Here is an 11,738-nt window from a genome sequence, read left to right on the forward strand (position 1 = left end):
TAACCGGAGGGGTCTAAGCCCTTCGCCGAAAGGTCCCGCGATTGCGACATTTCGGGACCGTTGATCGGAGCAAGAGGAAGCTTTCATGGCCCGCAAGAAGATCGCACTTATTGGTTCTGGAATGATCGGTGGCACGCTGGCGCATCTCGCCGGCCTGAAGGAGCTGGGCGACATCGTCCTCTTCGACATCGCCGACGGTATTCCGCAGGGCAAGGGCCTCGACATTGCCCAGTCCTCGCCGGTCGAAGGTTTCAATGCCTCGCTGACGGGTGCCAGCGACTACGCCGCCATCGAAGGCGCGGACGTCTGCATCGTCACCGCCGGCGTTGCCCGCAAGCCGGGCATGAGCCGCGACGACCTGCTCGGCATCAACCTCAAGGTCATGGAACAGGTCGGCGCCGGCATCAAGAAGTACGCGCCGAACGCCTTCGTCATCTGCATCACCAACCCGCTCGACGCGATGGTCTGGGCGCTGCAGAAGTTTTCCGGCCTGCCGAAGAACATGGTCGTCGGCATGGCCGGCGTGCTCGACTCGGCGCGCTTCCGCCTCTTCCTCTCGGAAGAATTCAAGGTTTCCGTGCAGGACGTCACCGCCTTCGTTCTCGGCGGCCACGGCGACACGATGGTGCCGCTCGCCCGCTACTCGACCGTCGGCGGCATTCCGCTGACCGACCTCGTCAAGATGGGCTGGGTCACCAAGGAGCGCCTCGAAGAAATCATCCAGCGCACCCGTGACGGCGGCGCCGAGATCGTCGGCCTCTTGAAGACCGGCTCGGCCTATTACGCACCGGCCGCTTCGGCGATCGAGATGGCCGAATCCTTCCTCAAGGACAAGAAGCGCGTCCTGCCCTGTGCCGCCTACCTCTCCGGCCAGTACGGCGTGAAGGACATGTATGTCGGCGTGCCCACCATCATCGGCGAAGGTGGTGTCGAGCGCATCATCGAGGTCGAGTTCAACAAGGCCGAACAGGAAGCCTTCGAAAAGTCGGTCGGTGCCGTCGCGGGTCTTTGCGAAGCCTGCATCAACATTGCGCCTTCGCTGAAGTAAGAACAGGATTATTCCCATGAATATTCATGAATATCAGGGCAAGGCTCTCTTGAAGAGCTTTGGCGCACCGGTTGCCGAGGGCGTCGCAATCTTCTCCGCCGACGAGGCTGAAGCGGCTGCGAAGTCGCTTCCCGGCCCGCTCTACGTGGTCAAGAGCCAGATCCACGCCGGCGGCCGCGGCAAGGGCAAGTTCAAGGAACTCGGCCCCGACGCCAAGGGCGGCGTGCGCCTCGCCTTCTCGATCGAGGAGGCCAAGGCCCATGCCAAGGACATGCTCGGCAACACGCTGGTCACCGCGCAGACCGGCCCCGCCGGCAAGCAGGTGAACCGCCTCTATATCGAGGACGGCGCCGATATCGAGCGCGAACTCTACCTGTCGCTGCTCGTCGACCGCTCCGTCGGCCAGGTTGCCTTCGTCGTTTCGACCGAAGGCGGCATGGACATCGAGGCTGTGGCACACGACACGCCGGAAAAGATCCTCACCGTCGCGATCAACCCGGAAGCGGGCGTGACCGCCGACGACCTGGCGAAGCTCACCTCGGCCCTGAAGCTCGAAGGCGAAGCCAAGGCCGACGCCGAAAAGCTCTTCCCGATCCTCTACAAGGCCTTTGTCGAGAAGGACATGAGCCTCCTGGAGATCAACCCGCTGATCGTCATGAAGAACGGCCGCATGCGCGTTCTCGACGCCAAGGTGTCGTTCGACGGCAACGCGCTGTTCCGCCACGACGACATCAAGGCGCTGCGCGACGAGACCGAGGAAGACGCCAAGGAAATCGAGGCTTCCAAGTGGGACCTCGCCTATGTGGCGCTCGACGGCAATATCGGCTGCATGGTCAACGGTGCCGGTCTCGCCATGGCGACGATGGACATCATCAAGCTCTACGGCAAGGAGCCGGCGAACTTCTGCGACGTCGGCGGCGGCGCCGGCAAGGAGAAAGTCGCGGCGGCCTTCAAGATCATCACGGCCGACCCGAAGGTCGAGGGCATCCTCGTCAACATCTTCGGCGGCATCATGAAGTGCGATGTCATCGCTGAAGGCGTCGTTGCGGCCGTGCAGGAAGTGGGCCTCAAGGTTCCGCTGGTCGTTCGTCTCGAAGGCACGAATGTCGAGCTTGGCAAGAAGATCCTGAACGAGTCGGGTCTCGCGATCACCGCCGCCGACGATCTGGACGATGCTGCCAAGAAGATCGTCGCTGCGGTGAAGGGCTGAGACGATGCCGCCCCGCAAGATCAATCTCGTCGAGGCAGCCGATCGCCTGATCGACAAGGTCTTCGACCCGCATGTCGCAGGCGACGTCAACGATTCGCAGGCGAAGGTCGCCAAATTCGGCGAGATGTTCGACTGGCACGCGCATGAGAACGAAGACGAGGCTTTCCTTGTCCTGCGCGGCAGGATCGCCATCGATTTTCGCGATGGCACCGCCGAGCTTGGCGAAGGCGATTTCATCGTCGTGCCGCGGGCCGTCGAACACCGGCCGCGCTCCCTGACCACGGAGCCGGTCGTGCTGATGTTCGAGCCGGCGACAACCCTCAACACCGGGAACGCCAAGAGCGATCTCACCGTGACCGACCTCAAGCGACTTTAGGAAGCTCCATGTCCATTCTTATCAACAAAGACACGAAGATCCTGGTTCAGGGCTTGACCGGCAAGACCGGGACCTTCCACACCGAACAGGCGCTTGCCTATTACGGCACGCAGATGGTCGGCGGCATCCACCCGAAGAAGGGCGGCGAAACCTGGACCGGTTCGAAGGGCGAAAGCCTGCCGATCTTCGCCTCGGTTGCCGAAGGCAAGGAAAAGACCGGCGCGGACGCCTCCGTGATCTACGTTCCGCCGGCAGGAGCCGCGGATGCGATCATCGAGGCGATCGATGCGGAAATCCCCTTCATCACCTGCATCACCGAAGGCATTCCGGTTGCCGACATGGTGCGCGTCAAGGCCCGCCTCGACCGCTCCTCCTCGCGGCTGCTCGGCCCGAACTGCCCGGGCATCCTGACGCCGGAAGAATGCAAGATCGGCATCATGCCGGGCTCGATCTTCCGCAAGGGTTCGGTCGGTATTGTTTCGCGCTCCGGCACGCTTACCTATGAAGCAGTCTTCCAGACCTCCAATGAAGGCCTCGGCCAGACCACGGCCGTCGGCATCGGTGGCGATCCGGTCAAGGGCACCGAATTCATCGACGTGCTGGAGATGTTCCTGGCGGACGACGCCACGACCTCCATCATCATGATCGGCGAAATCGGCGGCTCGGCGGAAGAAGATGCGGCACAGTTCCTCATCGACGAAGCCAAGAAGGGCCGCAAGAAGCCGATGGCCGGCTTCATCGCGGGCCGTACCGCTCCGAAAGGCCGCACCATGGGCCATGCCGGCGCCGTCGTTTCCGGCGGCAAGGGTGACGCGGAATCCAAGATCGCGGCGATGGAAGCCGCGGGTATCCGCGTTTCGCCCTCGCCGGCCCGCCTCGGCAAGACGCTGGTCGAAGTCCTGAAGGGCTGAGAAATCAAACCTGGTGGGCCGGCTGAAAATGCCGGCCGATCCATCTCTTCCCGGCGCGCGGCGGACAGGCCTGCGGCGGGCGGCAATCCGGGGAAAGCCCGGTCAACACGATCGTTCGGGAGGCGGGCGCGGCGCCCGCGAAACACCATGGCACGACTAGACGCCAACGAACAATTTCTGGCCACGTCCTTCCTCGACGGGGCGAACGCGGCCTATATCGAACAGCTCTACGCGAAGTATGAGGCGGACCCCGCTTCCGTCGGCGAAGAGTGGCAGGCCTTCTTCAAGGCCCTGGAAGATCAACCCTCCGACATCGTGAAGGCCGCCAAGGGCGCCTCCTGGCAGCGCGCCAACTGGCCGATCGCGGCCAATGGCGAACTCGTCTCGGCGCTCGACGGCAACTGGGGCGTCGTCGAGAAGGTGCTTGAGAAGAAGGTGCAGGCCAAAGCGGAAGCCGTCGCGGTCCAGACCGGCGCGCCCGTCAACCAGGCCGACGTCAACCAGGCGACGCGCGATTCGGTGCGTGCCATCATGATGATCCGCGCCTACCGCGCCCGCGGCCACCTGCATGCCAAGCTCGACCCGCTCGGCATTGCGGCCCCCGTCGAGGACTACCACGAGCTGTCGCCGTCGAACTACGGCTTCACCGATGCCGACCTCGACCGCAAGATCTTCATCGACAACGTGCTCGGCCTCGAATACGCGACGATCCGCGAGATGGTCGATATCCTCGAGCGCACCTATTGCTCGACGATCGGCGTCGAGTTCATGCACATTTCCAACCCGGAAGAAAAGGGCTGGATCCAGGAACGTATCGAAGGCCCGGACAAGGGCGTCGATTTCACGCCGGAAGGCAAGAAGGCGATCCTGCAGAAGCTGATCGAGGCTGAGGGTTTCGAGCAGTTCATCGACGTCAAGTACAAGGGCACCAAGCGCTTCGGCCTCGACGGCGGCGAAGCGCTGATCCCGGCGCTCGAGCAGATCATCAAGCGCGGCGGCCAGCTGGGCCTGAAGGAAATCGTGCTCGGCATGGCGCATCGCGGCCGCCTCAACGTTCTGACGAACGTGATGGCCAAGCCCCACCGCGCCGTCTTCCACGAATTCAAGGGCGGCTCCTACGCGCCAGACGAAGTCGAAGGTTCGGGCGACGTGAAGTACCACCTCGGCGCGTCGTCCGACCGCGAATTCGACGGCAACAAGGTGCACCTGTCCTTGACTGCAAACCCCTCGCATCTCGAGATCGTCAACCCGGTCGTCATGGGCAAGGCACGCGCCAAGCAGGACCAAATGGCGAAGGTTTTCGAGGGCGACATCATACCGCTGTCCGAGCGGGCCCAGGTCATGCCGCTGCTGCTGCACGGCGATGCCGCCTTTGCCGGCCAGGGCGTGACGGCTGAAATCCTCGGCCTGTCGGGCCTGCGCGGCCACCGTGTCGCCGGCACCGTGCACGTCATCATCAACAACCAGATCGGCTTCACCACCAATCCGGCCTTCTCGCGCTCCTCGCCCTATCCGTCGGATGTGGCGAAGATGATCGAAGCGCCGATCTTCCACATCAACGGCGACGATCCGGAAGCAGTGACCTACGCCGCGAAGATCGCGACCGAATTCCGGATGAAGTTCCACAAGCCGGTCGTCATCGACATGTTCTGCTACCGCCGCTTCGGCCACAACGAGGGCGACGAGCCGTCGTTCACCCAGCCGAAGATGTACAAGGCGATCCGCGCCCACAAGACCGTGGTCAACATCTATGGTGCGCGCCTGATTGCGGAGGGCGTGATCAGCGAAGGCGAATTCGAGAAGATGAAGGCCGACTGGCGCGCCAGCCTCGAACAGGAATTCGAGGCCGGCCAGTCCTACAAGCCGAACAAGGCCGACTGGCTGGACGGTGTGTGGTCGGGCCTGCGCTCGGCCGACAATCAGGACGAACAGCGCCGCGGCAAGACCTCCGTGCCGATGAAGCAGCTCAAGGAAATCGGCCGCAAGATCTCGACGATCCCGGACGGTTTCAAGGCCCACAAGACCATTCAGCGGTTCATGGACAACCGCATGCAGATGGTCGAGACGGGCGAGGGCATCGACTGGGCGATGGGCGAGGCGCTGGCCTTCGGCACGCTCTGCGTCGAGGGCACGAAGATCCGTCTTTCCGGCCAGGATTGCGAACGCGGCACCTTCTCGCAGCGCCACTCGGTGCTCTACGATCAGGAGACCGAAGACCGCTACATCCCGCTCGCCAACCTCGCACCCGCGCAGGCGCGCTACGAGGTCATCAACTCGATGCTCTCGGAAGAGGCCGTGCTCGGCTTCGAATATGGCTATTCGCTCGCCCGCCCGAATGCGCTGACGCTGTGGGAAGCCCAGTTCGGCGACTTCGCCAACGGTGCGCAGGTCGTCTTCGACCAGTTCATCTCGTCGGGCGAACGCAAGTGGCTGCGCATGTCGGGCCTCGTCTGCCTGTTGCCGCACGGCTATGAAGGCCAGGGTCCGGAACACTCGTCGGCCCGCCTCGAGCGCTGGCTGCAGATGTGCGCCGAGGACAACATGCAGGTCGCCAACGTCACGACGCCGGCGAACTACTTCCACATCCTGCGCCGCCAGGTGAAGCGCGACTTCCGCAAGCCGCTGATCATGATGACGCCGAAGTCGCTGCTGCGCCACAAGCGCGCCGTCTCCTCGCTGTCGGAAATGGCGGGCGAAAGCTCGTTCCACCGCCTGCTCTGGGACGACGCGGAGGTCATCAAGGACGGCCCGATCAAGCTGCAGAAGGACGCGAAGATCCGCCGCGTCGTGATGTGCTCGGGCAAGGTCTATTACGACCTTCTGGAAGAGCGCGAAAAGCGCGGCATCGACGACGTCTACCTGCTGCGTCTGGAACAGCTCTACCCGTTCCCGGCTAAGGCTCTGATCAACGAGCTGTCGCGTTTCCGCAACGCCGAGATGGTGTGGTGCCAGGAAGAGCCCAAGAACATGGGTGGCTGGTCCTTCATCGACCCCTATCTCGAATGGGTGCTCGCCCATATCGACGCCAAGTACCAGCGCGTGCGCTACACCGGCCGTCCGGCCGCCGCGTCGCCCGCAACGGGCCTGATGTCGAAGCACCTCGCGCAGCTCGCCGCCTTCCTAGAGGACGCGCTGGGCGGTTGATCCGTCCGGCTATCCAGTAACCACGAAGAATCACGAACGGAAAACACTCATGGCTACCGAAATCCGCGTCCCGACTTTGGGAGAATCCGTCAGCGAAGCGACCGTCGGCACCTGGTTCAAGAAGGTCGGCGACGTCATCAAGGCCGACGAGCCGCTCTGTGAGCTCGAAACCGACAAGGTGACGATCGAAGTGCCGGCACCGGCCGCCGGCGTCCTGTCCGAAATCGTCGCGAATGCCGGCGACACGGTCGAGCCGGGCGGCCTGCTCGGCCAGATTTCTGCGAGCGGTTCCGCCGGTGCGAGCGCGCCTGCCGCCGCCGAGAAGGTCGAGAAGGTTGCGGCCGCCCCGGCTGCCGAAGCCACGCCCGCCGCGGCCGCCTCTTCCATGCCGGCCGCACCGTCGGCCGCCAAGCTGCTTGCTGAGAACAACATCTCCGCCGATCAGGTCGATGGTTCGGGCAAGCGTGGCCAGGTGCTGAAGGGTGACGTGCTCGCCGCCGTCGCCAAGGGCGTTTCGACGCCGGCCGCTGCCGCCGAGCCGGTCAAGGTCGTCGCCCGCGCGGCCTCCTCCGAAGCCGATGCGCCGCGCGAAGAGCGCGTGAAGATGACGCGCCTGCGCCAGACCATCGCCAAGCGCCTCAAGGACGCGCAGAACACCGCCGCCATGCTCACCACCTATAACGAGGTGGATATGTCGGCCGTGATGGACCTGCGAAACCGCTACAAGGACCTCTTCGAGAAGAAGCACGGCGTGAAGCTCGGCTTCATGGGCTTCTTCACCAAGGCCGTGACGCACGCGCTGAAGGAACTTCCCGCGGTCAACGCCGAGATCGACGGCACGGACATCATCTACAAGAACTACTGCCATATCGGCGTCGCCGTCGGCACCGACAAGGGCCTCGTGGTTCCGGTCGTGCGCGATGCCGACCAGATGTCGATCGCCGAAATCGAAAAGGACATCGGCCGCCTCGGCAAGCTCGCCCGTGACGGCGCACTGTCCATGGCCGACATGCAGGGCGGCACGTTCACCATCTCGAACGGCGGCGTCTATGGCTCGCTGATGTCCTCGCCGATCCTGAATGCCCCGCAGTCCGGCATCCTCGGCATGCACAAGATCCAGGAGCGCCCGGTCGTCGTCGGCGGCCAGATCGTCATCCGTCCGATGATGTATCTCGCCCTTTCCTACGATCACCGCATGGTCGACGGCAAGGAAGCGGTCACCTTCCTCGTCCGCGTCAAGGACAGCCTGGAAGATCCGGAACGCCTCGTTCTCGATCTCTAAGAGGGGATGGTCATGGAGGCGGCAGCGTCAGCGTCTTCGCCCATGCTCGTGCTTCTGGCATTGAGCGTGGCGCTGCTCGTCTTCCATATCGGGCTCCAGGGCGTGCTTTCCACGCGCGAACTCGGTTCCGCCTGGAATGCCGGCCCGCGGGATGGCGGACGGGAGCCGACAGGCAGGCTTGCCGGCCGCGCCGGCCGCGCGTCGGCCAATTTCCGGGAAACCTATCCCGGCTTCGTCGCCCTCGCCCTGGCGCTTGCCATTGCGGGTGATCCGGCGGGCTGGGGGCTGGCCGGCGCCTGGCTGTGGTTCGTCGCCCGGCTCGTCTATCTTCCGCTCTATCTGGCAGGCATTCCCTATATCCGTTCGATCGTCTGGCTCGTCGCGCTGGCGGGTCTCGCGGTCATGGCGGGCGTGGTCATCTTCTAGGAGGCAGGTATCCCATGAGCAGCTATTTCCTGGAACTCGCCTCGCTGATGGCGATCTTCTCCTTCGCCATCGTTTCGCCGGGTGCCGACCTTGCCATGGTCATGCGCCAGTCGATCGTGCATGGCCGCCGCGCGGCGATCATCACGTCCTTCGGCGTCGGCACGTCGCTGATGTTCCACGTCACCTACACGATCCTCGGCCTCGGCATCATCATTTCCCAGTCGATCTACCTCTTCAACATCGTGAAGTGGTGCGGCGTCGCCTATCTCATCTATATCGGCATCAAGGCGCTGCGCGCCGGCAAGACGGACATGTCCGTGGAGGCGGTGAAGGGCGACGAGGACGGCAAGGGCGAGCAGTCGGCGCTGCGCGCCTTCGGCCTCGGTTTTCTTGCCAATGCGCTGAACCCCAAGCCGGTGTTCTTCTTCCTGTCGATCTTCTCGACGGTCGTCAGCGCCCACACGCCGATCGCCGTCAAGTTCGGCTACGGCCTCGTCATGGCCTCCTGCCTTATCGCCTGGTTCGTCGGCGTCTCACTGTTCATGACGACGCCGAAGATGCGGGCCGCCTTCTCGCGCATGAGCCAGTGGATCGATCGCGCCAGCGGTCTCGTCTTCATCGCGCTCGGCATCAAGCTCGCGACGGAAAAGGCCCACTGAACCATGCGCACCGCCCTCGTCGTCGCCGGACTTTTCGCCGCGACCGCCGCCTGCGCGGCGGAGTGCCGTCAGGATCGCGCGATCTATGCGGATCGCGACGGGGGCTATGAGCTGATCTTCGAGCCGGTCGGCTCGAGTGCTGCCGCGACCAGCCATCATTTCAAGGTGAAGGTGCTCTCCAGCGGCACGGTGCTGGACGGCATCGTCATGCCCGGTGACGATCCCGCCCGCTCGAACGGCATGGTCATGCACAATTGCCCGGAGGGCGACGTGACCGGCGAAGAGATCGCCGCCTGCACCGTCTGGGAAGGCGTGGTCTACACGCTCGATGGCGCCGGCGGTGCGGACCTGCTGCCCGCCGAGGGCGCCAAGGCGGCCGAAACGCTGCTGCTCGCCGGCTTCGGCCCGTCCGTGCGTTACTCGACGCTGTGGGACGAGGGCAGGGCCAAGGTCGCACCGTGGGATGTGCTCAAGCTGAAAGGATGCGCCGCATGACTGAAGCCCCCGTTCTTCTCGTCACCGGCGGCAGCCGCGGCATCGGCGCCAGCGTCTGCCGCATGGCGGGTGCCGCCGGCTGGCAGGTCGCGGTGAATTACGTTTCGAACCTCGAAGCCGCCGAGGCCGTGGTCGCCGATATCCACGCCATGGGCGGTTCGGCGATCCCCGTTCAGGGCGATGTCGGCAGTGAGCTTGGCCTCGCCAATATCTTTTCCACCATCGATGGCACGTTCGGCCGGCTCGAAGGGCTGGTGAACAATGCGGGCATCGTCGCCCTGCCGCAGCGCGTCGACGAAATGTCCGCCGAGCGGCTGGAGCGCATGTTCGCGGTCAATGTGATGGGCTCGATCCGCTGTGCGCAGGAAGCCGTGCGGCGCATGTCGACGCGCCATGGCGGCAAGGGCGGCTCGATCGTCAATATCTCATCGGTGGCGGCGCAGCTCGGTTCCGCCGGGCAATATGTCGACTATGCCGCCAGCAAGGGCGCGATCGAAAGTTTTACCATCGGGCTTGCCCGCGAGGTCGCGACGGAGGGCGTGCGCGTCAATCTCGTGCGCCCCGGCATCATCGACACCGACATCCACGCTTCCGGCGGCCTGCCGGACCGGGCGCGCGACATGGCGTCGCTCATCCCCATGCAGCGGCCGGGCACGGCCGATGAAGTCGCCCATTCCATTCTCTATCTTCTCTCCGATGCGGCATCCTACGTCACGGGTGCCGCCCTCAACGTCAGCGGCGGCCGCTAGGCCCCGCGCAGGAAGGACTTGTCATGGCATATGATCTCATCGTTATCGGTTCCGGCCCCGGCGGCTATGTCTGCGCCATCAAGGCGGCCCAGCTCGGCCTGAAAGTCGCGGTCGTCGAGAAGCGTCAGACCTATGGCGGCACCTGCCTCAATGTCGGCTGCATCCCGTCGAAGGCGTTGCTGCACGCTTCCGAGGTCTTCCATCAGGCCGGCCATGGCATGGAAGCGCTCGGCATCGACGGCGTGAAGCCGACGCTCAACCTGCCGAAGATGATGGCGCACAAGGATGCGACCGTGAAGTCGAATGTCGACGGCGTCGCCTTCCTCTTCAAGAAGAACAAGATCGACGGCATCCAGGGCACCGGCAAGGTGCTGGGCGCGGGCAAGGTCTCGGTCACCAATGACAAGGGCGAGGAGCAGGTTCTCGAAACGAAGAACATCGTGATCGCCACGGGTTCCGACGTCGCCGGCATTCCGGGTGTGCAGGTCGAGATTGACGAGAAGATCATCGTCTCCTCGACGGGTGGCATCGCGCTCGACAAGGTGCCGGGCCATCTCATCGTCGTCGGCGGCGGCGTCATCGGCCTCGAGCTCGGTTCGGTCTGGGCGCGCCTCGGCGCCAAAGTGACCGTCGTCGAATATCTCGACACCATCCTCGGCGGCATGGACGGCGAGGTCTCCAAGCAGTTCCAGCGCATGCTGGCCAAGCAGGGCATCGACTTCAAGCTCGGCGCCAAGGTGACCGGCGTTGAAAAGGCGGGTTCGGGCGCCAAGGTGACCTTCGAGCCGGTCAAGGGCGGCGACGCCACCACCATCGACGCCGACGTCGTGCTGATCGCCACGGGCCGCAAGCCCTATACCGAAGGTCTCGGCCTCAAGGAAGCCGGCGTCGCGCTCGACAGTCGCGGCCGTGTCGAGATCGACAAGCACTTCCAGACCAACGTTGCCGGCATCTATGCGCTCGGCGACGTCGTGCGCGGCCCGATGCTGGCCCACAAGGCGGAAGACGAGGGCGTCGCCGTCGCCGAAATCCTCGCCGGCCAGGCCGGCCATGTGAACTATGACGTCATCCCCGGCGTCGTCTATACCCAGCCGGAAGTCGCCTCCGTCGGCAAGACCGAGGAGGAGCTGAAGGCTGCGGGCGTCGCCTACAAGGCCGGCAAGTTCCCCTTCACCGCCAACGGCCGCGCCCGTGCCATGCTGGCGACGGACGGTTTCGTGAAGGTTCTCGCCGACAAGGAGACCGACCGTGTTCTCGGCGTGCACATCGTCGGCTTCGGCGCCGGCGAGATGATCCACGAGGCGGCCGTGCTGATGGAATTCGGCGGCTCGTCCGAAGACCTCGGCCGCACCTGCCACGCGCACCCGACCATGTCGGAAGCCGTCAAGGAGGCCGCACTCGCGACCTTCTTCAAGCCGATCCATATGTGATCCGCATC

General features: G+C 64.4%; 11 protein-coding genes. All 11 read left to right on the forward strand.

What is annotated here, in order from left to right; translation table 11 throughout:
- Nucleotides 1-85 precede the first annotated feature (85 nt).
- The 11 genes from mdh (at nt 86) to lpdA (ending at nt 11,730) form a co-directional block, all read left to right on the forward strand.
- Nucleotides 86-1,048, forward strand: coding sequence for a malate dehydrogenase (mdh, locus tag VGN93_RS14805; RefSeq protein WP_069060766.1), 963 nt, complete (start codon nt 86-88; stop codon nt 1,046-1,048).
- Between the two features lie 16 nt (nt 1,049-1,064).
- A complete protein-coding gene (gene sucC, locus VGN93_RS14810) occupies nt 1,065-2,258 on the forward strand; it encodes an ADP-forming succinate--CoA ligase subunit beta (RefSeq protein ID WP_327508050.1) in 1,194 nt (397 codons plus the stop codon).
- A gap of 4 nt (nt 2,259-2,262) precedes the next feature.
- Nucleotides 2,263-2,634: a cupin domain-containing protein gene (locus tag VGN93_RS14815; RefSeq protein WP_319315765.1), complete on the forward strand. Its 372-nt coding sequence runs from the start codon at nt 2,263-2,265 to the stop codon at nt 2,632-2,634.
- Between the two features lie 8 nt (nt 2,635-2,642).
- Nucleotides 2,643-3,545, forward strand: a complete 903-nt coding sequence (gene sucD / locus VGN93_RS14820) for a succinate--CoA ligase subunit alpha (RefSeq protein WP_327508051.1) — start codon at nt 2,643-2,645, stop codon at nt 3,543-3,545.
- A gap of 147 nt (nt 3,546-3,692) precedes the next feature.
- On the forward strand, nt 3,693-6,689 hold the full coding sequence (locus VGN93_RS14825; RefSeq protein ID WP_327508052.1) for a 2-oxoglutarate dehydrogenase E1 component: 2,997 nt from the start codon (nt 3,693-3,695) through the stop codon (nt 6,687-6,689).
- 49 nt (nt 6,690-6,738) lie between these two features.
- Nucleotides 6,739-7,971 (forward strand): 2-oxoglutarate dehydrogenase complex dihydrolipoyllysine-residue succinyltransferase, encoded by a 1,233-nt coding sequence (gene odhB, locus VGN93_RS14830; RefSeq protein WP_327508053.1) that lies wholly within the window; start codon nt 6,739-6,741, stop codon nt 7,969-7,971.
- Nucleotides 7,972-7,983: 12 nt separating this feature from the next.
- A complete protein-coding gene (locus tag VGN93_RS14835; protein WP_327508054.1) occupies nt 7,984-8,397 on the forward strand; it encodes an MAPEG family protein in 414 nt (137 codons plus the stop codon).
- Between the two features lie 14 nt (nt 8,398-8,411).
- Nucleotides 8,412-9,056 (forward strand): LysE family translocator, encoded by a 645-nt coding sequence (locus VGN93_RS14840; RefSeq protein ID WP_327508055.1) that lies wholly within the window; start codon nt 8,412-8,414, stop codon nt 9,054-9,056.
- A gap of 3 nt (nt 9,057-9,059) precedes the next feature.
- Nucleotides 9,060-9,551, forward strand: coding sequence for a hypothetical protein (locus VGN93_RS14845; RefSeq protein WP_327508056.1), 492 nt, complete (start codon nt 9,060-9,062; stop codon nt 9,549-9,551).
- Nucleotides 9,548-10,300 carry an SDR family oxidoreductase gene (locus tag VGN93_RS14850; protein ID WP_256119420.1) on the forward strand — a complete coding sequence of 251 codons (753 nt, stop codon included), beginning with the start codon at nt 9,548-9,550 and terminating at the stop codon, nt 10,298-10,300. The genes VGN93_RS14845 and VGN93_RS14850 overlap by 4 nt, the downstream gene beginning before the upstream one ends.
- Before the next feature lie 23 nt (nt 10,301-10,323).
- Nucleotides 10,324-11,730 carry a dihydrolipoyl dehydrogenase gene (gene lpdA, locus VGN93_RS14855; RefSeq protein WP_327508057.1) on the forward strand — a complete coding sequence of 469 codons (1,407 nt, stop codon included), beginning with the start codon at nt 10,324-10,326 and terminating at the stop codon, nt 11,728-11,730.
- Nucleotides 11,731-11,738: the final 8 nt, after the last annotated feature.

This window comes from Shinella sp., assembly GCF_035998705.1.
In the GTDB taxonomy this organism is placed as follows: Bacteria; Pseudomonadota; Alphaproteobacteria; order Rhizobiales; family Rhizobiaceae; genus Shinella.